The organism is Enterococcus sulfureus ATCC 49903, assembly GCF_000407605.1.
In the GTDB taxonomy this organism is placed as follows: Bacteria; Bacillota; Bacilli; order Lactobacillales; family Enterococcaceae; genus Enterococcus_G; species Enterococcus_G sulfureus.
Genome location: NZ_ASWO01000007.1, coordinates 33,876 through 58,437, shown reverse-complemented (window position 1 = coordinate 58,437; position 24,562 = coordinate 33,876). Strand labels below are relative to the sequence as shown.

The following is a 24,562-nucleotide window of genomic DNA, read 5'->3' as shown; positions in this document are numbered from 1 at the left end:
GAGGAAGCGATATGTTTGAAGAATTGTATCAAGAAGCCTTGAATCGAAAACAAAATCCGAAAGAAGGCTCTTACACGAACTATTTATTTGATAAAGGATTAGATAAAATTCTGAAAAAGGTGGGTGAAGAGGCAACAGAAGTCGTCATTGCTGCTAAAAATGATTCACTGGACGAACTTATTTTAGAAACAAATGACGTCTTGTATCACTTGAGTGTGTTGCTTGTTGAAAAAGGCGTAACACTAGAAGCTTTACGACAAGAAGCTGCAACGCGTGTTGGAAAACAGAGTCGTTTAGCAGAACGCAAAGAAATCGATACATACTAATGGATGTTATTTTAAAGTTACAAAAAGCAAATGACTATAAGGTTATTTGCTTTTTTTTTGCTAATAAAATGAAATTTAAATGAATTGTATTAAAAATAAATGAAAAATTAGGTTGACTTTGCTTAAAATAATCGCTAAACTGACAACAACCTTTAAATTAACAGATAATTCAAACAATAAAAACCAAAAGAGGAGAGACCCGATATGACCAAGCGAATGACAACAAATCAATCAGTCATTATTTTATTAATTATACCCAGGACTTAGAATGTTTTCGTAATTTCGAAACAGTTCAAGTCCTATTTCGCTTGGTAGATGGGGCTTTTACTAAAGCATCCCATCTTGATGGGATGCTTTTTTTATATGAGAGGATGAAGAAGATGCGCAGTGATCAAATCAAAAAGGGAATCGAAGCCGCACCAGCCAGAAGTTTATTATATGCAACAGGACAAGTAAAGAATGCACGAGATATGCAAAAACCGTTTATTGCGATTTGTAATTCCTATATTGATATCGTACCTGGACATGTTCACTTAAGAGAGCTTGCTGATATTGCGAAAGAAGCGATTCGAGAAGCCGGTGGAATTCCTTTTGAATTTAATACGATCGGTGTCGATGACGGCATTGCGATGGGACACATTGGAATGCGTTATTCTTTACCGAGTCGTGAGTTGATTGCTGATTCAGCTGAAACAGTAATCAATGCCCATTGGTTTGATGGCGTATTTTACATGCCAAACTGCGATAAGATCACACCAGGAATGTTACTAGCTGCGATGCGGACGAATGTTCCAGGAATTTTTTGCTCAGGTGGACCAATGAAAGCCGGCGTCGATCCAAGAGGGCATACCGCAACGCTTTCGACGATGTTTGAAGCAGTTGGAACATTTAAAGAAGGCAAAATGACAGAAGAAGAATTTAAACAATTAGAAAAAAACGCCTGTCCTACTTGTGGATCGTGTGCTGGGATGTTTACCGCGAATTCTATGAACTGTCTAATGGAAATTTTAGGACTAGCCTTACCTGGGAACGGAACGACCTTAGCTGTGTCTAAAGAACGTCGTGATTTAGTTCGAGAATCGGCGTTTCACTTAATGGACCTTGTCAAAAAACAAATCAAGCCACGTGATATCGTCACAAAAGAAGCAATCGATGATGCATTTGCACTGGATATGGCAATGGGCGGTTCTACAAATACAGTATTGCATACACTAGCGATTGCTAAAGAAGCACAGATCAATTATCAGTTGAGCGATATCAATGAAATTGCCAAACGTGTTCCTTATCTGTCAAAAATCGCACCATCATCTGAATATTCGATGCATGACGTGCATGAAGCAGGTGGGGTGTCTTCGATTATTAATGAATTAGTGAGTATTGACGGGTGTATCCATCCAGATCGTATCACCGTTACCGGAAAAACACTACGTGAGAATGTAGCAGGGTGCACAATCAAAAACGAAGCCGTGATTCATCCAAAAGAAGATCCGTATAGTCCAGTTGGTGGACTATCGATTCTATATGGAAACATCGCCCCAGAAGGTAGTGTAATCAAAGTCGGGGGTGTCGATCCAAGTATTACAACATTTACTGGAAAAGCAATTTGTTTTTCAACGCACGATGAAGCAGTAGAAGCCATCGATAACGGTACAGTCAAAAAAGGGCATGTGGTTGTGATTCGATATGAAGGACCTAAAGGCGGACCGGGGATGCCAGAAATGTTAGAACCCACGTCACGAATTGTGGGTCGTGGTTTAGGAAAAGATGTCGCTTTAATCACGGATGGACGTTTTTCCGGTGCTACACGCGGAATCGCAATTGGTCACGTATCACCAGAAGCTGCTGCAGGCGGACCGATTGCCGCAATTTATGATGGCGATGAAATCCAAATCGATTTAACCAATCGAACGATGGAATTAATGATTAGTGAAGAAGAGCTAGCTGAACGAATGCAACATTTACCTGTGTTTAAAGCGAAAGTAAAATCAGGTTGGTTAGCACGTTATACAGCACTTGTGACTTCAGCTCATACAGGAGCAATCATGCAGATCCCAGAGGAATTATTGTCGTAAGGAGGAGGTATTATGCCAAATAAAACAGGTGCGCATCAGTTACTGGATGCTTTAGCGACTCAAGAAGTAGAATTTATTTTTGGATATCCAGGTGGAGCGGTGTTGCCAATTTATGATGCCTTATATGGGTATCAGAAAATAAAACATATTTTAGTTCGTCATGAACAAGGTGCAACCCATGCAGCTCAAGGGTATACAAAAGTGACTGGAAAACCAGGAGTTGTCCTGGTGACCAGTGGACCAGGAGCTACAAATGCAGTCACGGGGATTGCCGATGCGATGAGTGATTCATTACCGATGATCGTGTTGACTGGACAAGTAGCTACAGCGGGTATTGGAAAAGATTCATTCCAAGAAGCAGATATGTTAGGAATCACGATGCCAATCACAAAATACAATTACCAGATTCGCAGTATAGAAGAAATTGAATCTGTTGTAAACGAAGCGTTCCATCTTGCAACAACAGGACGGATGGGACCGGTCGTGATCGATATTCCAAAAGATATTATGGCACAACTGACTATCATCGAAGCACCGCAAAAACAACCAGTATCGTTACCAAATTATCAACCGACCTATTTACCAAATCAAGTTCAAGTCGACAAAGTGTTACATGCGCTGCATCAGGCAACACGGCCCGTGGTCTTAGTTGGTGCAGGTGTGGGACATGCGCAAGCTACCACAGAATTACGCACATTTGTTGAGACGTATCAGATTCCTACATTATCGACTTTACTTGGACTCGGTATCTTACCGCAACAACATCCTTTATTTTTAGGGATGGGTGGGATGCATGGATCGTATGCCGCGAATATGGCATTAACGCAATGCGATTTATTGATCAATATCGGGTCACGTTTTGATGACCGTCTAGCCAGTGCACCTAGTGAATTTGCACCAAATGCCACGATCGTCCATATTGATCTAGATCCAGCAGAAATCGGAAAAGTCGTACGTGTAGATATTCCGTTAGTCGCTGATGCGAAAGCTACCTTGATGGCACTGAATCAAGCGCCAATCCTTCCACAAGTTGATCGCAGCAAGTGGAAAGACACCTTAATGGAGTATCAAACGCATTATCCGTTTTCGTATGAACGATCAAACACTCAGATCAAGCCACAAGCTGTAATTGAAGAGATCGGTCAATTGACAAAAGGAGAAGCGTTAGTCGCAACTGATGTAGGACAACATCAAATGTGGGTCGCACAATTTTATCCGTTTTCTACCGATCATCAGCTTATCACAAGTGGTGGATTAGGTACGATGGGCTATGGAATCCCAGCTGCAATTGGTGCCCAGTTAGCGCAACCCGAAAAGCAAGTCGTGATTTTTGTCGGAGACGGTGGATTTCAAATGACCAATCAAGAATTGATTTTATTGAAGCAGTATAACTTGCCGATAAAAGTGATTTTATTTAACAACCATTCGCTTGGTATGGTACATCAATGGCAACATACTTTTTTTGAGGATCATTATTCAGAATCTGAATTTGAACAACAACCTAATTTTGTGGCACTAGCTAAAGCTTATGGAATAGACGCGTTTACTTTAACGGATCCAAGCGATGTACAGTCAAAATTAGCTCAAGCGTTTGCTGTGAACATACCACAAGTAATTGAAGTGATCATTCCGTCAAGTGAGCAAGTATTTCCAATGGTTCCAGCCGGAAAAGCCAATGATCAAATGATTGGGGTGGTGAGAAAATGAGACGTATTTTAAATGCAACCGTCCGGAATCAACAAGGTGTCTTGAATCGTTTTACTGGGATATTGACTAGAAGACAAGTCAATATCGAAAGTATTAGCGTCGGTGAGACGATCGATCCTATCTGGTCCAGAATTACGATTGTGATTCAAGTCGATCATGTAGCTGATATTCAACAAGTAATCAAGCAATTACACAAAATGATTGATGTAAAAAAAGTCGTGGATATCACTGATCAAAAAGCGATTGAACGGGAGCTTGCCTTGATTAGGGTCCATGCACCACTCACACAACGTGCAGCGATTCAAACGACGATCGAACCATTTCGAGCAAGTATTGTCGATGCACATGAAAAAGCCTATGTCATTCAACTGGTGGGCGATCATGAAAAAATTGAAGCCTGTATTGAAAATTTGCGTCCATTTGGTATCGTCGAAATCGCACGTACAGGTGTAGTAGGATTAACGCGAACACAAACTACGTAAAGTAGAGTGTCTATAAATTATAACGAGTAAAAGGAGGAAACAACAATGGCAAAAGTATATTATGACGATTCAGTAAACAATGAGGTACTAACAGATAAGGTGATTGCAATCTTAGGCTACGGATCACAAGGCCATGCGCATGCACAAAATTTACGAGATAATGGGCATCAAGTAATTATTGGTGTTCGTGCAGGGCAATCAGCTGAAATGGCAAAAGCGGATGGATTTGAAGTCTTTGAAGTGGATGAAGCAGCAAAAAAAGCAGATGTTGTCATGATTCTTGCGCCAGATGAAATCCAAGGAGATCTTTATGAAACTCAGATCAAACCTTATTTAGAAGCAGGAAATGCATTAGCGTTTGCGCATGGGTTTAATATCCATTTTGATGTGATCACGCCTCCAAAAGATGTCGATGTCTTTTTAGTTGCGCCAAAAGGGCCAGGACATCTTGTCCGTCGAACATTTACTCAAGGATTTGCGGTTCCAGCATTATTTGCAGTGTATCAAGATGCAACGGGTCAAGCGACCGATTTAGCATTGGCTTACGCAAAAGGGATCGGTGCTACGCGTGTAGGGGTGTTAGAAACAACGTTTAAAGAAGAAACAGAAACAGATCTATTTGGTGAACAAGCTGTGTTATGTGGAGGATTAACGAGTATGATCGAGGCAGGATTTGAAACACTCGTTGAAGCTGGATATCAACCAGAATTGGCTTATTTTGAAGTGTGTCATGAAATGAAGCTGATCGTCGACTTGATCTATGAAGGAGGATTTGGCAAAATGCGTCACTCGATCTCGAATACAGCAGAGTATGGCGATTATGTCTCTGGTCCACGTGTCATTACAGAGCAGACAAAAGCCAATATGAAAGCTGTGCTGACAGATATTCAAAATGGTACCTTTGCCAAAGGATTTATTGAAGACAATCAACAAGGATTTAAAGCATTCAAAAAAATGCGTGCGGATAATGCCGGACATCCAATCGAAGCAGTAGGGGAAGAATTACGTAAGATGATGCCTTTTGTAAAAGGTCAATAATCAAGTGAACGAAAGAAGGTCTATAACTATGGAAGTCGTCTCAACTAACGTAAAAACTTGGCAAAAACATATTGAAGAAGCTGACCAAGTCTTAAAACATACGGTTACGAAAACACCTTTGCATTATGATCGTTACTTATCAGAACGTTTTGATTGTCAAATCTATTTAAAACGTGAAGATCTACAAAAAGTGCGTTCATTTAAACTACGTGGAGCTTACTATGCAATTACTAAACAACCAAAAGCGAGGATTCAACAAGGTGTTGTGTGTGCGAGTGCTGGAAACCACGCGCAAGGTGTCGCGTATACTTGCCAAGAATTACAGATTCCAGGCATTATCTTTATGCCAACGCCAACGCCCCAACAAAAAATTACACAAGTACAGTTCTTTGGTGGCGCAATGGTCGAGATTCGTCTAGTTGGAGATACTTTTGACGAAGCCGCAACAGCAGCAAAACAGTATGCTGTACTGCAAGGACTTCCATTTATTGCCCCTTTCGATGATCCTGCAATTATTGCTGGTCAAGGAACGGTAGCCGTTGAATATTTACAACAGGCTGCTGAGCAAGGCCTAACAATCGATTATGTGATCGCTGCAGTAGGTGGGGGTGGATTACTGAGCGGGGTCGGTTGTTATACTAAAGCAGTCTCGCCTCAAACTAAAGTGATTGGTGTCGAACCAGCAGGAGCAGCCTCGATGACCCAAGCATTTGCGACAGGTGGGCCTGTAACGTTAGCAGAATTGGATAAATTCGTAGATGGAGCTGCAGTCAAACGAGTAGGTCAATTGACGTATGAATGTGTAAAGGCAACAACCGATGCTCTTTATACCGTACCAGAAGGAGAAATTTGTCAAACGATTTTAGATTTGTATAGCAAACAAGCCATCGTAGTCGAACCAGCAGGAGCATTAAGTGTAGCTGTATTAGAACAAATCCGTGAAATGATCAAAGGAAAAACGATTGTCTGTGTCATTAGTGGTGGAAATAACGATATTAGTCGTATGGAAGAAATTGAAGAACGCGCGTTGATCTATCAAGGACTTAAACACTACTTTTTAGTCAATTTTCCACAACGTCCTGGTGCATTAAAAGAATTTGTGACACAAGTTCTTGGGCCAGATGATGATATTACTCGTTTTGAATATACAAAAAAAGTCAATCGAGGTACTGGGCCAGTCGTTCTAGGAATCCAACTTAAACGCGCTTCAGATGTCCACTCGTTACTTGAACGGTTGTCAGATTTTGATACGAATTTTATTGAATTGAGTAAACATCCTTCTTTATACACACTACTTGTATAGTCATTTATGATTATACAAGTTTTTTTATGCTTTTTTTCTTATAAAAATGCGAAAAATCATCTTTTTTACGAATAAAAAAACTATTTTTTGAAAATTTATTGAAAAAAAGATTGATTACTGAATGAATATGTATTATATTACTTATTAAATATTGAATTTTTATTCAAGAAAAGAGGGGTTATATGAATATTGGGATTTTAGGAGTGACTGGGTATGGGGGATCAGTCTTGTATCAATTGATGCAACAACATCCACATGTCGATACGATTTATTTGTATGGCAATCCCGATAAGCCTGCTCAAAAACTATCAGAAGTGGTTGATCAGTTTTATTTAGAGGATACGATGATTACACCGTTTGATGTAACGACGGTTTGTCAGCAAGTCGATTGTCTATTTAGTGCCACCTCAGCAGGTGTTGCAAAAGAACTGCTCGAGCCGTTATTTAAGGAAGGATTCCCGATTATTGATCTTTCAGGTGATTTTCGCTTGACTTCAGAAGCGAGTTATCAAAAATGGTATAACAAACCACATGCACATCTAGATGGATCGGTACCTGTTACTTATGGATTGACAGAGTTTACGACAGATTATACGACTTATATCGCCAATCCAGGATGTTACGCAACAGCAACCTTATTAGGACTAGCACCACTTGCTCAAGAGAAAAAACTCGATCCTAATTTTATCGTCGTCGATGCAAAGTCTGGCGTGTCTGGAGCAGGAAAAAGCTTAAGCACATCGAGTCATTTTTCGTTTATCGATGAAAATCTTTGGCCATATAAGTTAAATCAACATCAACATATTCCCGAAATTATGAATCAATTAAAAAAATGGGATGAACATATTCCAGCCATTCAATTTACTACGACACTTGTGCCACTTCACCGAGGATTGATGGCGACGATGTATGTCAAACTCAATCAAGAGATGACACAAGTACAATTGGATCATTTATTTGAACAAACCTATCAAACGACACCATTTGTTCATTATTTAAATCGGATCCCTTCATTAAAAGAGGTAGTCGGGACCAATCATTGCGTGATCGGTGCTGTATTAAATGAAACAACACAAATCGTCACGATCGTTTCAGTAATCGATAATTTATTAAAAGGGGCGGCAGGACAAGCCATTCAAAATTTCAATCAAATGTTTGGCTTTGAGGAAACCTTGGCATTGCCGGTTTTTGCTCAACTGCCGTAAAGGGGAAAAGTATGGAAACTAAAGGAAAAGAAATCGCGTTTACTTGGCCGAAAGGGTTTACAAGTGACGCCTTACATATAGGGTTACGTCAAAAAAAATTAGACTTTGGTTGGATCGTATCCGATGTACCAGCCGCAGCCGCAGGAGTGTATACGCTCAATCAATTCTGTGCAGCACCAACAGCCAAAACAAAACAGTTGATCAAGACCAATCATTACTTGCAAGCACTTGTGATGAACAGTGCGATCGCTAATGCTTGTACAGGTGAACAAGGCATGCAAGATGTTCAATTGACTCAAGAACTAGCAGCAAAAAAACTTGGGATTTCTCCTGAACTAGTTGGAATTGCTTCAACAGGGCTGATTGGAGCCTATTTACCAATGGAAAAAATCAAAAAAGGGATTACTCAGTTAGCTCAAACACAAAATACGGCGATTACGAGCGCGATTTTAACGACGGATACTGTCGAAAAAACAATCTGTATGACTAGCGAAATTGCAGGAGAGCGTTGTACCTTTACAGGATTGGCAAAAGGATCAGGGATGATTCATCCAAACATGGCCACGATGCTTGGCTTTGTTATGACCGATTGTGCGATTTCACCTGAAGCACTTCAGCAAATCTTAAGTGAATTGACGGATCAAACATTCAATCAAATTACTGTAGATGGTGATATTTCAACGAATGATATGGTCGTTTGTTTAGCAAATGGACAAGCGAAAAATTCGATGATCGAGATCGATTCACCTGAGTATGAAGAGGTAAAAGCGATATATCATCATGTACTAGAAACATTGGCTAAGGCGATTGCAAAAGATGGTGAAGGCGCGACAAAATTAGTCGAAGTTTGTGTGAAACAAGCGCAAACGAAATTGGATGCACAACAGGCAGCTAAAGCGATCGTAGGGTCAAGCTTAGTAAAATCGGCTATCTTTGGTGCAGATCCAAACTGGGGGAGAATCATTAGTTCACTCGGTGCGACAACGATTGCTCTAGATCCAACTAACGTAAGTGTTGCCATCAACGGACACGTTGTCGTCGAGCATAGTCAAGCGATCGATTTTGATGAAGCGATGATCAGCCAAACACTCAAAAATGAAGAGATTTTAATCGATGTAACCCTACATATGGGAACGCAAGAAGCAAAAGCTTGGGGTTGTGATCTGACGTATGATTATGTTCGGATCAATGCCACTTATACAACGTGAGAAAGAAGGAAATCTGATGAAACAATTAATTGTCATCAAAGTCGGTGGAAATGCTCTAGAAGAATTAACCCCTGCTTTTTTTGCTCAACTTAGTTATTGGCATAAACAAGGAAAACGTATTTTACTTGTCCATGGAGGGGGCAACACCATCAGTCATTGGGCAGAGAAATTGCAATTACCAGTCAAAAAAGAAAACGGCATTCGGATCACCGATAAACAAACGATGGCGATCACGAAAATGGTGCTACTAGGCGAAATCCAACCTCAATTTTTAGCTCAGTTTACACATTACAATTTGCCCGTGTTTGGCTTGAATGCCGCAATGGACCATTTGATTACAGGAAGCTACATCGATCAAGAAAAGTACGGCTATGTTGGGAATATTACAAGTATTAATCAAGAAAAATTTGCACATATCCTAGCTCAAGGGATTGGTATTGTTGCGCCACTTGCATTAGATGCTACTGGTCATTGGCTAAATATTAATGGCGACACTGCAGCGGCACAACTTGCAAGTTTATTACAAGCAGAAGCCTTGTACTTTTTAACAGACGTACCTGGTGTATTACACCATGGTGAAGTTGTGAAAGTATTAACTCAAAAAAAAGCACAAATCTTAAAAAAACAAAATGTCGTCACTCAAGGCATGCAACCTAAATTAGCTGCAGCATTTTATGCCGCATATACTGGAGTACAAAAAATTACTGTCACCAATAGTTTAACGACTGTCGGAACAAGTATTCAGAAAGGAATAGATGACGATGACAACTCTTTTTCAAACGTATAAACAACATCCATTTGAACTAATAGAAGGAACTGGTGTGACGGTCTATGATCAACAAGCAAATGCCTATCTAGACTTAACGAGTGGTATTGGCGTATGCAATTTAGGATATAATCACCCTACGTTGAACCAAGCTGTTCAAGCCCAATTAGGTAAAATTTGGCATACATCGAATTTATATCAAAGCTCTTTACAAGAAGAAGTGGCGACTAAGTTGGTTCCAACGCCAGACTATGCTGTCTTTTTTTGTAATTCAGGAACAGAAGCCAATGAAGCGGCTTTGAAATTAGCACGCAAAGCCTCTCAAAAAACAGCTGTCTTATCATTTACCCATTCGTTTCATGGACGTACGACAGGAGCGCTATCGGTCACAGGAAATGAACAGATCAAAGAAGGGTTTGGTCCACTATTAGAAGATGTCGTATTTGGTGTATACAACGACTATCCTTCATTAGATTTAATCCATGATGAATTAGCAGCGGTCATTGTAGAAATTATTCAAGGTGAGGGTGGCGTGATCGCAGGAGATGCAGATTGGTTAGAAGCGTTACAAGATACGTGTTGTGAACACGGTGTATTGTTGATTGTAGACGAAGTCCAAACGGGCATGGGGCGAACAGGAAAACAATACGCATTTGAGCACTATGCACTTGATCCGGATATTATTACGGTAGCCAAAGGATTAGCAAATGGCTTACCGATTGGTGCGATGATGGGAAAGAAAAAGTTATCATCCGCATTTGGCCCAGGTAGTCATGGGACGACATTTGGTGGGAACCCGTTAGCACTCACAGCAGCAAATACGGTACTCGATATTTTGACTCCAACTTTTTTAGAAGCAGTCGTTCAAAAATCACACTTATTTTGGTATTACTTAGAAAAAGAACTCCGTGACTTACCAGGAGTGACCGCCATTACGGGAAAAGGATTGATGGTCGGTATTCAATTAGAAGATAGCATTCCAGTGCAAGAGGTCATTGCGAAATTACATCAAAAAGGGATCTTGACGTTATCTGCCCAACAAAATACATTACGTTTACTGCCTCCACTAGTAATCAAAGGCGCACAATTGATCGAAGCGATCCAACATATCAAAGAAGTGATCGTCTATTCTACAGTTAAAACTGAGGTGAGTGTATGAGTCATTTTCAAGGGAAATCCTTTTTAAAAGAAACGGATTTTACAAAAAATGAGTGGGAATACTTGATTGATTTTTCCCTACATTTAAAAAAAATGAAGCAAGAACATCTTCCCCATCCGTATTTGCAAGGAAAAAATATCGCTTTATTATTTGAAAAAACCTCCACTAGAACCCGTTCAGCATTCACAGTTGCGGCAAATGACCTTGGAGCTCATCCAGAATTTTTAGGGAAATCTGATATTCAGTTTGGTAAAAAAGAGTCTGTCACAGATACTGCAAAAGTATTGGGAAGTATGTTTGACGGCATTGAATATCGTGGGTTTTCTCAAACTATCGTAGAAGAGTTAGCACAAGCAAGTGGAGTTCCTGTTTGGAATGGACTAACAGATGAGTGGCACCCGACACAAATGTTAGCGGATTTTATGACGATAAAGGAACATTTTGGCACACTTGAAAACTTGACATTAACGTATTTGGGTGATGGACGAAACAATGTCGCCAATAGTTTGTTAGTCACAGGTGCGATTTTAGGTGTAAATATCCATATCGCAGCACCACGTGAGCTACAGCCTAGTCAAGCTGTCGTAGCGTTAGCTAAACAATTTGCTGCACCAAATACTACTTTTTTGATTACAGAAAATGTAGAAGAAGCTGTATTAGGCGCAGATGTATTGTACACAGATGTGTGGATTTCTATGGGAGAAAACGTGGACGTGAACAAACGATTGACTCAATTACTTCCTTATCAAGTAAACCAAACTTGTCTAGAGGCCACAAAAAATGAACGCACGATATTCTTGCATTGTTTACCAGCATTCCATGATTTAGAAACAGTAGAAGGGAAAGCTTTGGCTGCGTCTTTAGGTATCGAAGCATTAGAAGTGACAGATGATGTCTTTCTTAGTGAACGTTCTTTGGCATTTACTCAAGCTGAAAATCGCATGCATGCAATCAAAGCGATCATGGCCGCAACTCTAGGGGATTTGTTCATTCCTGACTTAACGTAAAAAGGTAGACATTCTTTTTGAGAATGCCTACCTTTTTATTTGCTAAATCGAAATAGTAAGAAATAAGAAATAGCCGCACTCCCCAAAATCAGCACCAGTTGTAGTGTAGTGTTCATAAAGCTTGAAAAAGATAGTGCTGCAAATTGGTTATAAATACTGACTAAGCCATTGACATAAAGAAAGGGACTGACGCCTAGCAAAATCGAATGCGTTTCTTGTTTACTCAATTTTATCAGTAAAAAGATCGTAAGTAGAATTAAAATAATCGTTAAGGCTGCAATAATGAGTTCATGTGGAAGGGAAATTTCCCACCAAGAGCGAAAGTACCATTGTGAAAATAAAAAGAAAGAAAACAGTAAAAAGGTTATCACAAAAATCAATAAAGTACTTACCCATTTTGCTTTTTTCGTATAGATAGAGGTTTGGATAAACCATAACAAACTGCCTACAGCTAAAACACTAGTTATACCATTGATGAGTAAAATCGCTAAGCTAAAGCGATTGACACCCGTAGTAAACTGGCCGATAAAACTAAAGAAAGTTAAGATACCAAAAGTCAATCCAATGAATGACATCACCTGTTTGACAGTCGCTTTAGGTAGGCTTTTTAATAGAGCATCTGCGTATTCTTGTGGCGTTTGACCGAAAAATTCGCTAGCCGTTTCACCAGCTTTTTGCGCAGTCAGAATATCTTGTAGAATATCCAATAATGCTTGTTCAACGAGTTGATCTTCAATTAACCAACCTTTTAAACGAAAATAAACGAGTAGATCTTCATAATAGAGTTCATTTTCTTGATTTAACTGCTTGCGTAGCTCATTATTTTGTTCAATTAACACATTTGTTTCAGTCATTCTTGTTCCTCCTGGTTTGTATGTAATAAATCAGCTACGATGGTCGTCAATGTTTGCCATTCTTTATCAAATTGAGCGAGCTGTTGTTGGCCTTTTGCCGTCAGCGTATAGTATTTTCGATCAGGTCCATCCTCTGAAGGTCGCTTGATACTCGTCACGCAACCTTGACGTTCTAATTTTTGTAAAAGGGGATAGATCGTTCCGCCAACAACTTGATTGAAACCTTTTTGGCGTAGCAAATAAACAAGTTCATACCCATAAACTTCTTTTGTATTTAAAATAGCTAAGACACATCCTTCTAGAGTTCCTTTTAGGAGTTGACTATTGTTCATAACGAGCTCCTTTCTACTATGTTATACTATATAGTATAGCAAAGCATAACTAGATTGTAAAACCTAGTAGTGAAAAAAAAGGCTGTGACAGACTTCTGTCACAGTCTTTTTTTGTTTAATTAGTGTGTCGTTGTGCAAATTTTTTGGCAAAGTCTTCTTGAACATAAACAGAAATTTGACCATCATTTACAGGAAAATCCGCACTACCTGTTTCATCTAGCACGACTTTTTCTTCATTATGACCTAAAATATCAACAAATGTTTTTCCGCTAAAACGAGGATGGATCGTCATTTTTTTCCAACCACCAGTGGTATTGGTCATCAAGACAGCCATGCCCGCATCTTCTTGTTCTTCTTCGCCTAAACTTGTCCAACCAATAATCGATGCATCATCGAAATAATCGACTTGTTGGCCATTTAATAAATGTGTACGTGCATACATCAATGCTTCTAAAGCTTCCCCAACTGGTTCGACTTCTTGTGAAGGCATCCCATATAGATCACCCCAAAAAACAACAGGAATTCCTTCTTTACGCAATAAGATCAAAGAGTAAGCATGTAGCTTAAACCAGCCTTCCACCCATGATTCTAAGCTTTGTCCTTTTTGTGTATCATGATTGTCGACAAAAGTTACCGCAAAGTCAGGTTGAGATTGGATTAAGGTATTATTGAAAATTTCTGTCATATTGTATTCGCCATTAGATTGAGCAGCTTCAAAGAAGTTGAAATGTAGAGGGACATCAAATAAATGGATCATATTTCCACTTGATTTTAAATAATCTTCTAGTTTATCGACTTCGTTTGCCCAGTATTCTCCGACTACAAACAATTCACGACCAGCTTGCTCGTTACGATTAGATAACCAATCGACAAAATAAGAAAATTCAATATGTTTGACCGCATCTAAACGAAAGCCGTCAACATTTGTTTGATCATAGAACCATTGTCCCCATTTTTCCAATTCTTGATGTGTTTCTTCATTATTCATATCTAAATCGCAACCCATCAAATAATCAAAGTTCCCATTTTCATCGTCTACTGCATCATCCCAACCCTTATCTGCAAAGTTAAAGATCGCATGGCTGTTTGTTCGTTCATCATAATCGATTCCAGAAAAGTTTTTCCAGGTCCAAACATAATCACTATATTGCTTATTACGGCCTTCATAGGTAAATTTCGTCCAAGCCTCGATTTCTAATTCATCACTGATTTCTTCATTTCGATTATCTGAATTGTATTTCGTAGCAGGAACTTTTTCGGTTTCATCTGCACCTAACATCTGATTAAAAACGATATCAGCAAATACTTCTAAGCCAGCTTCTTTTAAAGCCGAGATCGCATGCAAGTATTCTTCTTTTGTTCCATATTTCGTTGGAACCGTCCCTTTTTGATCAAATTCACCTAAGTCGTAGCGATCGTATACACCATAACCAACATCGTTTTTTCCTTCAGCAGCTTTAGAAGAAGGGGGCATCCAAACGCCTGTAAATCCTAATGTTTTTAATTCCTTACTTTTTTCTGCCAAGAGATTCCAATGGTTGCCATCTGCTGGTAAATACCATTCAAAGCCTTGAAGTATCAATTTTTTTGTCATAGCATTTCCTCCATTACGTAAGTTGTTATCAATTAAAATTTGTGTTGTGATAAGTTTACCCTATTTAACTAAAAAATCGCAATTTTAAGTCTTGATATCTAAAATTAGAATAAGAACTATCATTATTTTTTAATCTTTTTTTACAGAACAAATTGACAAGGCTTAACTTATTTGCGTATGATAGAAACAATTTCATACATCCAGTAGAGGAGGAAGACTATGATCGATCGAAGTGAACTAGAGAAGTTTTTAATTAAGTTTCGACAAGAGATGCATCGCTTTCCAGAATTATCAAATCAAGAGTTCAACACAACTGAAAAAATCAGAAACGTTTTAGAAAAAAATGGAATTGATTGTCTGGATACAGGCTTAAAAACGGGACTTTGCGCAAATATAAAAGGGGATCATCCTGGAAAAACGATCGCTTTACGTGCCGATATTGATGCATTACCGATTTTGGAACAATCAGGAGTGTCTTATGCTTCGGAATATCCAGGTGTCATGCATGCTTGCGGACACGATCTACATACGAGCGTTCTTTTAGGTGCAGCCATTTTATTACAAGAACAAAAGTCGAATCTTCATGGCGAAGTAAAGATTTTATTTCAAGCAGCAGAAGAAACTGGTGTAGGGGCGAAAGCCGTTTTAGAAAGTGGCAGTTTAAACGAGGTTGAAGCGATTTTTGGTTTTCATAACGATCCTTCTTTACCCGTTGGGACGTTAGGAACGAAATCAGGCGCTTTGACTGCGGCTGTAGATCGATTTGAGATCCAAATCAAAGCCAGAGGTGCTCACGCGGCAAAACCTCATGAAGGGCGAGATCCTATGTTAGTTATCGCACAGATCATTCAAGCATTTCAGCCATTAGTCAGTCGTGAAATTACACCCGATTCCCATGCGGTCGTTAGTATTACGCAAGTTCATAGTGGGAGTACATGGAATGTGATTCCAGAACAAGCGATGTTAGAAGGAACTGTTCGTACATTTAGTCGTGAAAATCGAACGTATATCGAAGCGCGAATTCGAACGATTTTAGATAGCTTAGCGCGCTTGCATGAAGTAGAAATCGAGTTGCTTTGGTATGGAAATTGTCCTTCCGTATTCAATGACGAGAGACTAACTACGCTATCGCTTACTTGTGCGAAAGAAGTCATGACCGAAACAAAAATCGTTAAAGAAACAGCGATTGGCGAAGATTTTGCATATTATCAAGAACAAATTCCTGGAAGTTTTGTCATGATTGGTTCAGGAGGACCTTATGAATTACACGATCCTCGTTTTCGTGTAGATGATGCGATGATTTCTCAAGCGGTGGATTATTTCGTTTTATTAGCCAAAACCTATTTAGCACCTACAAGTTAAACCGTAAAGGAGAACCAACATGAATATCCAACAAATGCGTTACGTTGTGGCGATTGCCAATAACGGTAGCTTTCGCGAAGCCGCTAAAAAATTGTATATCTCACAGCCTAGTTTGTCACATGCAATTAAAGAGCTAGAAAACGAAATTGGTGTTTCGTTATTTGAGCGAACGAATCACGGGGCATTTTTGACCACAACAGGAAAAGATTTCTTGCAGTATGCGCAACAAGTCCTTTCTCAAGTCAATTTACTAGAAACTCGGTTTTTATCACCAGAAAAACGAGCACATCACTTTTCGATTGCAAGTCAACATTATGATTTTCTATCCCATGTGGTCAGTCGCTTGATCAAAGAGTTTCCCGAGTATACTAATTTTCGAATCTATGAAAATACGACGATGAATATTATTCAAGAAGTTGAACATTTTCGTAGTGAACTAGGGATTTTGTATTTTAATGACCGTAATCGTCGAGCCTTAGTTCGAATTATTGAAAGTGGCGACTTATGTTATGAAACACTAGGGACATTTCAAACCCATATTTTCCTGAGTGAAAATCATCCGCTAAGCCAGAAAAAAACATTAACAGTAGCGGATCTAGAACCTTACCCTCAAGTTCGCTTTACCCAAGAAGAAAATCATTATACCTATTTTTCAGAAGATATTTTAGATTTTTTTGATGCCAATCAAGTGATCCATACTACAGATCGTGCTACGCTAGTTGGAATTTTAAATGAAACACAAGCGTATGGTTCTGGTTCTGGTTTAGTAAAATATCCAGAGCATCAACGAATTGTATTGATTCCTTTAGAAAATGAAGATCAAAATGAATTGGTTTTGATCAAGAAAAAAAATCATCAATTTAGCGAATTGGCACAGCAATTTTTAACGTATCTAGATGAATATTTACGCGATTGCGAAAAATAAGAAAAGAAGGTCGGAACTGTGAGAATATTCCGCCTTCTTTTTTTTGATTGACTTTAAAATTAGAACTAATTAGAATGGTTTCTGTACGAACTTTAGTTGACAGGGCTTCAGTTATGGCGATACAAGAAACCAGAAGTCAGATTTGTTTTTTCATACTGTATGTTAGAGAAAACGCTTTATTTGCTGGCGAGAAAACGTAATAAAAAAGTCTTTGTATACGAAAGCTTTTTTAGTGCTATCCCAAAAATTGGTCGATCATCTACAAGACAAAAGGGGGAGACGTACGATGGAGAAAACAAGTAAAAAATTAGTATTTGCCATCTTGGCAACGGGGATTTTTTCATTCGCAGGGGTATTGATCGAGACTGCAATGAATGTAACGTTCCCAAGACTTATGGAGCTTTTTGATGCACCACTTTCACAATTACAATGGTTAACCACAGCTTATCTCTTGATGCTGGCTGTCATGATGCCGTTATCTGCCTATTTAAAACGCCGCTTTCTATTAAAACAATTATTTACGGTTGCCGCACTTTTCTTTATTGGGGGATTGGTCATCGATGTAGTCGCACCTACATTGCCAATTTTAATCTTCGGTCGAATTTTACAAGGAGTCGGAACGGGTATTAGTTTACCGATGATGTTTAATATTATTTTAGAACAAGCACCTCGTAAAAAATTAGGATTGTTGATGGGGATCGGAAATTTTGTTACGGCGATCGCTCCGGCTATTGGACCAACGTATGGTGGGATCTTGGTGGATAGTTTGGGCTGGCGAGCAGTCTTTTATTTAATTATTCCAATCTTGGTGTTCGCTTATATTTTAGGAATGTACGCGATTGAACAAAAAACACCTACTACAAAACCTAAATTCGATAGTCTAGGTTGGATCTATATTTCAGTAGTGCTCGTCGGGTTGATTATGATCTTTACCGAGTTTCAACATATCGGTAGTCAAATCTTTATTTACGTAGCAATGGTGATTCTAGGAACTATTTTAGCTATTGTACATTATAAAAAACAAGCACAACCGATTTTACAACTTAAACTATTTAAACGTTTAGATTTTAATCTACACTTAGGACAGTATTTTATCGGGCAATTTGCGGTATTGTCGTTTTCATTTTTAATTCCAAATATGGTCCAAATCGTATTGCATCAATCTTCCTTTATTTCAGGAATCACGATGTTTCCAGGAGCCTTTTTAGGTGCACTACTAGCACCAGTAGGAGGACTACTATACGATCGCTTTGGAGCGAAAAAACCGATTGCAGCTGGATTGATCTTCCAAATGATCAGTGGGATACTATTCGTTACGCTGCTAAGTTATAGTACTAGTATGGGACTAGCTGGTATTTATATGTTCTTTACACTTGGTATGTCGATTAGTATGCCAAATATTATGACAAATGGCTTACAACGATTGGATCTTAAAGATCAAGCCGATGGAAATGCATTATTCAATACACTCCAACAATTTGCTGGTGCTGTGGGAACTTCTATCGTAGCAGCGATTGTAGCAAGTGATCACACCAAAACACAATTTACTGGATTTTATTCTGGCTTCTTCTTTATTTTTGTCGTACTTGTCCTCGACCTGGGATTATTTTTCTGGTTGACACGATATGAAAAACAAAAAAGTTTAAGTTGATCGTTTAAAGCTAAAAAACAGTTTTGTTTTTGTCTTTTCTCACGTATACTAAAGAGAAGTCAAAGTGAATGGAGTGAAGTAGTATGTCAGATAAATTAGTGCAACCTGTAGGGCCGTATTCATTGGTTCGCCGCGCTGGATCATTGTTATTTGTATCCGGTCAATTAGGCATTGATCCACAAACCAATCAATTGGTAGGTGGGGTAGAAAAACAACTTTCATTAGCGATTCAAAATGTCCAACGAATTTTAGCTTCTGAAGGTGCTGCATTAAGTGATGTCGTAAAAACAACGGTACTGTTAGCAGATATGGACGATTTTAAAACAGTGAATGATTTATATGCCATCTACTTTAAAGAACCTTATCCCGCAAGAAGTACATATGCGGTAAAGACTTTACCACTACATGCTCGAGTAGAAATTGAAGTGATTGCACAATGCAATGAGTAAGACACGCAAAATGCGTGTCTTTTTTTTCTTTACTTTTTGAATTTCTCGATCTATAATATGAATATAAAAACATATGAAAAATAATTCAGTTAAAATGGAGGCGAAAATCATGCATCAACATACTCATTCTCATCATCAAACCAAACGCGCGATATGGTTTTATGCAATCGGTATGATTAGTTTTTTGGCTGGTTTGTTTTTAAGTGGAATAAGTCAACAAATTATTTTTAGTATCAGTGTTGTATTTGCTGGGTATCATGTGATTAGCGAAGGGCTTTTTGAAACGATTCATCATTCGATTGAAAAAAAACGATTCGTACCAAATATTCATTTGTTAATGACGCTAGCAGCAATTGGTGCTATGTTGATTGGTCAATTTGAAGAAGCGGCATTGTTGATTTTGATTTTTGCAGGAGCTCATTTTTTGGAAGATTATACTGAATCAAAAAGTAAAAAAGAGTTAACGCAATTGCTTACTTTAGCACCAAAGCAAGCAAGAAAGCTTTCTGGAGAATCTACAGAAATGGTTGCAGTGGAAGAGTTGCACGTGGGGGATGTGATTCAAGTATTGCCTGGAGAACAAATTCCAATCGACGGACGTGTGCTTTCTGGTGTCAGTACCGTAAATGAAGCCAGTATTAATGGGGAAAGTCTACCAAAAGAAAAACAAATTGATGATTTCGTTTATGGAAGTACATTAAATCAAGAACATACATTAACGATCGAAGTTACATCCGTATATTCTGAAACCGTCTTTGCAAAAATCATGCAAGTGGTCGCACAATCGCAAAAAACACTCTCGCGAAAGGCGAGCAAAATCAAACAAATAGAACCTAAATATGTCACGATAGTCCTGTGTTTGATTCCACTATTTTATGTAGTTGGACGTGTTGGCTTACATTGGTCAAATGCAGAAAGCGTGTACCGTTCGATCATCTTTTTAATTGGAGCTTCTCCTTGTGCCTTAGCTGTTAGTGTGATTCCGGCAACGCTAGCAGGAATCTCATTTTTAGCTAAGCGAGGAGTATTGGTTAAAGGTGGCGATGTTTTGGCTGATTTATCGGAAGTTCGCGTGATTGGTTTTGATAAAACTGGAACGCTAACGACTGGAACATTACACGTCAGCGATGAACTTGATTTTGCTATGGATCAAATAGATCTAAATGTACTCTATACATTGGAAGCCAATAGTAACCATCCACTAGCACAAGCTCTAGTGAAGCACCTGAAGGACAAAACATCATTCATCCCACAGCTTGTTGTCACACAATCGATTGGCAATGGTGTCAGTACTGAATACAAACAAAATAAATATCAAATTGGTAAACCTAGTTTATTTACGTGCACGAAAGAAATCCAATTGAAAACACAAGAACTAAGTCAGCAAGGAAAAACAGTGGTCTATTTCGTAAAAAATGAGCAAGTTATTGGAGTATTCGCCTTTGAAGATCAACTAAATCTAGCAACAGCTCCGATGTTGTCCTTCTTTAAAACAGTTGGGCTTCATACGGCAATGATTACAGGAGATGCTTCACTTACTGCGCAAACGATTGGTAAGAAGCTAGGGATCGAGACGGTCTATAGTGAAGTATTGCCCACACAAAAAGCAGAAGTGGTGCACTCTTTAAAAGATAAAAACCAACGAGTCGCCATGGTAGGCGATGGCATCAATGATGCGCCTGCGCTTGCTACAGCAGATGTAGCGATTGCAATGGGAGATGGAACGGATGTGGCAATGGAAGTTGCCGATATTGTATTGATGAATAATCAGCTAGAAAACTTAGTCGTTGCGTATCAAACAGCAAAACGAGTAGATACTATTAGTTGGCAAAATATTGGGCTAGCGATGCTTGTCGTGATTACCTTGATTGTATTAAACATTATGGGGATTGCGACTATTACATCCAGCGTGATTCTTCATGAAGGTAGTACCTTATTGGTTCTACTAAATAGCTTGCGAGTGTTGTGGCCCAAAAAAGAGAACACCTCAGTTGATTACTGAGGTGTTCTTTTGGTTTGAAGAATATAGATTGCTCCCAAAACAAGCAAGGAGAGCCAACTGATCAAGGTCAACCAAAGTCCTAAAGTGACATAGAGTGCTTGATGGTAGCCAATGATCAACGTATTTTGGCCAGGTTTTTGAGTCAAGGTAACTAAATGTAAAATAGCCTCATGATCGACTTTATTTTCAATAATTTGACCATTGAGTGTTAAAGTCGTGTGCGCATAGGCTACTAAAGGTAAAGTTACAGTAGCTTCTTGTTTAGCTGTCCAAGTAACCTGTAAGGTTCCATCTTTTTGCGTAATCGAATCAAAAGTAAACGGTGTAAACAGAATATGTTTTTCATATTCATTATATCGATTCCCAATATTTTCTTTTTCATTGGGCAAATAATCCGGTGTTGATTTAATGATTAAGTGTAACATTTGATTTAAATCAGAATCATAAAAACTATCTTTGATTTGATCAATATCTTGAGTAGTGACAAATGTATGTTTGCTTAGAATATCAGACGTTTTCAACGAAGTCCATTTATCTAATTGCTGAGTCGTTCCTTGGAGTGCGTTGAATAATGCAAGTATACATAAGCCTACGCCCAATAGTTTCCAAGAAAATAAGGTATGGATTTTTGTCTTGTCTAATAGGAATGCCAAAGATAAAAAGAGTAGTACCGTAAACGGAACAAAAAAACGAAATGGAAACTGGATCAAGGTCACAAAAGGAATTTTTTGTTCCACAAAGTAACTCCAAGGTAAAATCGATGTCGATAAAAATAAGAAAAAGACACTTAACCAAAACGTCACATGTACAATTTTAGGTAATGTTTTTCGCTGGCGTAAATAAAGTAACCACTGTAAGCCGATAAATAATAAGAAAAACATAGGATAATCTAACCAGATGTGACTAGATTGATCAATCGTGTAAGCGGACATATCAGCATTTACAAAAGGTGGCTGAATATTATCATAACGATAGACACTTAAAAAGACGACCCAAATATTTGCTGTGAGACATAAAAAAAGTGCAACAGATTGAATTAATTGGATAAAAAATTGTTTGGATAGCTTTTGCGTAAGTAAATAACAAAACGCAAGAAAATAAATCATGACGACTAGTAAGCTCGTAAAGAAATGCACTTGCACGATCAAGGCCATGGCGATGGCTAGACGAATTGGAGCGATTTTCTTTTTTTCGATCATTTGAATTAGAGGTACGAGGGCAAACGGAAAGACAACTGCACCCCAACTGGTAAAAGATTGACGGAAAATACCATATAAGATACAGTAACTCGTCATATAGCTGATCGAAAAGAATAAACTAGTCCCTAGAGAGCGTTTGCTTTTTTTTAGCAAATAGAACATTGAACTCCCAGATAAAAAGAAAAGTAAGAAATTAGATAATAGCTGATAACGAAACCACGTTCCAGCAATTAGGAGTAAAATTCCTTGGAAATATGCCATCAATGGACCGTAAAGTGCATTGATCATTCTCCCTGTTGTTTGAAAACTAAATAAGGATAAAAAATAATTGAAGTTTCCAGTCTTTATTTGCATAGCTGTTTCGTAAAAACGATTATAATGAAAGATATAATCGGCACCTAGCATCATATTACCTGTGATCAGTTGCGGCAATAAAAGAATTATGGCACATAAAAATAAAATAAGATAAGGTGTGATACGGTATTTCTTTAACATAATAGACTCCTTTATCAGTAAATCAATCCTGAGTATTTAAGAAAATACTTGTTTTTTTTACAGAAAAAATGAGATAGTTTTCACTCAACTTATATGTTACCATAGCCGACGGAAAAAGGCATAGTTTCAATGATGATAGTCAGATTAAAAATGGCACAGAAAGCAGGAGAAGATCATGTATCAAAACATCATGAAAACCATAAAGTCGGATTTATTATTTAGTATTTCTTTGTGTTTAGCAGTGATTAGTATAGTGTTTGGACGCTTTGATTCCTCATTTATTGATGTTAAAGTATTGTATTCATTGTTTGGTTTGATGGTCGTAGTGGAAAGTTTCAAACAGTTAGGTATTTTAGAAGCAATCGCCAATCTGGTATTGCGGATAGCCAATACAAAACGTCAACTTTTTCTTTACTTTATTAGTTTATCATTTGTATCCTCGATGTTTTTAACCAATGACGTAGCTATTTTAACTTTATTGCCCATGTTTTATCTAATATGTACGAAACGATTGAAAACCAAGGAGTTAGTCTTTGGAAGTGTTTGGATTATCGTCGCAGCTAATTTAGGTAGTAGTTTATTCCCTTCAGGAAATCCACAAAATATTTTTTTATTTTCTTATTACGAGCTTTCTTTAAAGATGTTTTTTTCTTGGATGCTACCTTTCGCTCTAGTTGCGATCATGCTTTTATCACTAGGTTTAATATGGATTCCAAAAGAACGAATTACTGAAAATGATGCTGCAGTAAAGATGACACGTCAAGGAATTGGAGTGGCTATATTTAGCTTTTTTTTGATGTTACTTTATGTTGTCAACCTAGTGGGCCAGTGGTGGATCGTTGTCGTTGTACTCGTTTTGATGCTGTGGCGGTTTCCAAAGAGTTATGCGAAGATCGACTACCGATTGTTACTTACGTTTGTCTGCTTTTTTATTATTGTAGGAAACATCAAAGAATCACCGCAAGTCGCACACTGGGTTTCAGAAACAGTTCGTACGTCTAAATCTGCTTTAGTCAGTTCTGCTTTAATCAGTCAGGTGATTAGTAATGTCCCGGCTGCGTTTTTATTAGCACCATTTACAAAGCAAGCACATAGCTTAGTGATTGGAACAAATATTGGAGGCATGGGTACGCTAATCGCTTCTTTGGCTAATTTAATTGGATATCGTGTGCTAACGACATATGTTCCACAAATCAAAGGTGCTTTTTTACTATGGTTTTCTCTTTTTAATGTTTGTTACTTTAGTGTTTTTATTGTCATTTTCTGGTTTTTGAGTTGAGAGTGTGACAGAAGTGATCAGCTTTTTTTGGAACCCTGTTTAATCATTTTTTAGGTATACCCAAAAATGGAAATCAAGTAAGCTTTTAATGTGGATTAAGAGTTAACTTAATGATAAATATTTAATGAAAATAGAGCTAAAGCGCTA

Annotated in this window: 21 protein-coding genes; 17 read left to right on the top strand and 4 right to left on the bottom strand. The window is 38.3% G+C overall.

Translation table 11 applies throughout. The features are described from left to right. Positions 1 to 11: 11 nt before the first annotated feature. The 11 genes from hisE (at position 12) to argF (ending at position 12,273) form a co-directional block, all read left to right on the top strand. Positions 12 to 326, top strand: coding sequence for a phosphoribosyl-ATP diphosphatase (gene hisE / locus I573_RS10295; protein WP_016186449.1), 315 nt, complete (start codon positions 12 to 14; stop codon positions 324 to 326). Between the two features lie 380 nt (positions 327 to 706). Beyond that, a complete protein-coding gene (gene ilvD, locus I573_RS10290) occupies positions 707 to 2,398 on the top strand; it encodes a dihydroxy-acid dehydratase (protein WP_016186450.1) in 1,692 nt (563 codons plus the stop codon). A 12-nt stretch (positions 2,399 to 2,410) separates the two neighbouring features. After that, complete coding sequence (gene ilvB / locus I573_RS10285; protein WP_016186451.1) at positions 2,411 to 4,105, top strand: biosynthetic-type acetolactate synthase large subunit; 1,695 nt, start codon at positions 2,411 to 2,413, stop codon at positions 4,103 to 4,105. Further along, positions 4,102 to 4,587 (top strand): acetolactate synthase small subunit, encoded by a 486-nt coding sequence (gene ilvN / locus I573_RS10280; RefSeq protein ID WP_016186452.1) that lies wholly within the window; start codon positions 4,102 to 4,104, stop codon positions 4,585 to 4,587. The genes ilvB and ilvN overlap by 4 nt, the downstream gene beginning before the upstream one ends. A gap of 45 nt (positions 4,588 to 4,632) precedes the next feature. After that, positions 4,633 to 5,625 (top strand): ketol-acid reductoisomerase, encoded by a 993-nt coding sequence (gene ilvC, locus I573_RS10275; protein WP_016186453.1) that lies wholly within the window; start codon positions 4,633 to 4,635, stop codon positions 5,623 to 5,625. A 28-nt stretch (positions 5,626 to 5,653) separates the two neighbouring features. Next, complete coding sequence (gene ilvA / locus I573_RS10270; RefSeq protein WP_016186454.1) at positions 5,654 to 6,928, top strand: threonine ammonia-lyase IlvA; 1,275 nt, start codon at positions 5,654 to 5,656, stop codon at positions 6,926 to 6,928. A gap of 182 nt (positions 6,929 to 7,110) precedes the next feature. Continuing rightward, complete coding sequence (argC, locus tag I573_RS10265) at positions 7,111 to 8,133, top strand: N-acetyl-gamma-glutamyl-phosphate reductase (protein WP_016186455.1); 1,023 nt, start codon at positions 7,111 to 7,113, stop codon at positions 8,131 to 8,133. An 11-nt stretch (positions 8,134 to 8,144) separates the two neighbouring features. Further along, positions 8,145 to 9,341, top strand: coding sequence for a bifunctional glutamate N-acetyltransferase/amino-acid acetyltransferase ArgJ (argJ, locus tag I573_RS10260; RefSeq protein ID WP_016186456.1), 1,197 nt, complete (start codon positions 8,145 to 8,147; stop codon positions 9,339 to 9,341). A 16-nt stretch (positions 9,342 to 9,357) separates the two neighbouring features. Continuing rightward, the gene (gene argB, locus I573_RS10255) at positions 9,358 to 10,128 is read left to right on the top strand and encodes an acetylglutamate kinase (RefSeq protein WP_016186457.1); all 771 of its coding nucleotides are present in this window, start codon (positions 9,358 to 9,360) and stop codon (positions 10,126 to 10,128) included. Then, entirely contained in the window at positions 10,103 to 11,266 is a 1,164-nt protein-coding gene (locus I573_RS10250; RefSeq protein ID WP_016186458.1) for an acetylornithine transaminase, read from the top strand. Before argB ends, I573_RS10250 begins: the two co-directional genes overlap by 26 nt. Next, entirely contained in the window at positions 11,263 to 12,273 is a 1,011-nt protein-coding gene (argF, locus tag I573_RS10245) for an ornithine carbamoyltransferase (protein WP_016186459.1), read from the top strand. The genes I573_RS10250 and argF overlap by 4 nt, the downstream gene beginning before the upstream one ends. A 35-nt stretch (positions 12,274 to 12,308) precedes the next feature. On the opposite strand, the gene I573_RS10240 is transcribed toward argF, so the two are convergent. The 3 genes from I573_RS10240 to I573_RS10230 form a co-directional block, all read right to left on the bottom strand. Then, complete coding sequence (locus I573_RS10240; RefSeq protein WP_016186460.1) at positions 12,309 to 13,127, bottom strand: DUF1129 domain-containing protein; 819 nt, start codon at positions 13,125 to 13,127, stop codon at positions 12,309 to 12,311. Next, positions 13,124 to 13,459, bottom strand: coding sequence for a PadR family transcriptional regulator (locus tag I573_RS10235; RefSeq protein ID WP_016186461.1), 336 nt, complete (start codon positions 13,457 to 13,459; stop codon positions 13,124 to 13,126). The genes I573_RS10240 and I573_RS10235 overlap by 4 nt, the downstream gene beginning before the upstream one ends. A 115-nt stretch (positions 13,460 to 13,574) precedes the next feature. Then, positions 13,575 to 15,053: an alpha-amylase gene (locus I573_RS10230; RefSeq protein WP_016186462.1), complete on the bottom strand. Its 1,479-nt coding sequence runs from the start codon at positions 15,051 to 15,053 to the stop codon at positions 13,575 to 13,577. Positions 15,054 to 15,272: 219 nt separating this feature from the next. Between I573_RS10230 and I573_RS10225 the strand changes: the two genes are divergently transcribed. The 5 genes from I573_RS10225 to I573_RS10205 all read left to right on the top strand — a co-directional run bounded on the left by I573_RS10225 (position 15,273) and on the right by I573_RS10205 (position 21,442). Next, a complete protein-coding gene (locus I573_RS10225) occupies positions 15,273 to 16,415 on the top strand; it encodes an amidohydrolase (protein WP_016186463.1) in 1,143 nt (380 codons plus the stop codon). A 19-nt stretch (positions 16,416 to 16,434) separates the two neighbouring features. Then, positions 16,435 to 17,340 carry a LysR family transcriptional regulator gene (locus I573_RS10220; RefSeq protein WP_016186464.1) on the top strand — a complete coding sequence of 302 codons (906 nt, stop codon included), beginning with the start codon at positions 16,435 to 16,437 and terminating at the stop codon, positions 17,338 to 17,340. A gap of 286 nt (positions 17,341 to 17,626) precedes the next feature. Beyond that, a complete protein-coding gene (locus I573_RS10215) occupies positions 17,627 to 18,991 on the top strand; it encodes an MFS transporter (RefSeq protein ID WP_016186465.1) in 1,365 nt (454 codons plus the stop codon). An 83-nt stretch (positions 18,992 to 19,074) separates the two neighbouring features. Then, complete coding sequence (locus I573_RS10210; protein ID WP_016186466.1) at positions 19,075 to 19,440, top strand: Rid family detoxifying hydrolase; 366 nt, start codon at positions 19,075 to 19,077, stop codon at positions 19,438 to 19,440. Between the two features lie 109 nt (positions 19,441 to 19,549). After that, the gene (locus I573_RS10205; RefSeq protein WP_016186467.1) at positions 19,550 to 21,442 is read left to right on the top strand and encodes a heavy metal translocating P-type ATPase; all 1,893 of its coding nucleotides are present in this window, start codon (positions 19,550 to 19,552) and stop codon (positions 21,440 to 21,442) included. Here the strand turns inward: I573_RS10205 and I573_RS10200 are convergent. After that, on the bottom strand, positions 21,436 to 23,136 hold the full coding sequence (locus I573_RS10200; RefSeq protein WP_016186468.1) for a hypothetical protein: 1,701 nt from the start codon (positions 23,134 to 23,136) through the stop codon (positions 21,436 to 21,438). The two genes, I573_RS10205 and I573_RS10200, sit on opposite strands and share 7 nt — an antisense overlap. 175 nt (positions 23,137 to 23,311) lie before the next feature. Between I573_RS10200 and I573_RS10195 the strand changes: the two genes are divergently transcribed. After that, complete coding sequence (locus tag I573_RS10195) at positions 23,312 to 24,415, top strand: SLC13 family permease (RefSeq protein ID WP_016186469.1); 1,104 nt, start codon at positions 23,312 to 23,314, stop codon at positions 24,413 to 24,415. The last annotated feature ends 147 nt before the right edge of the window (positions 24,416 to 24,562 follow it).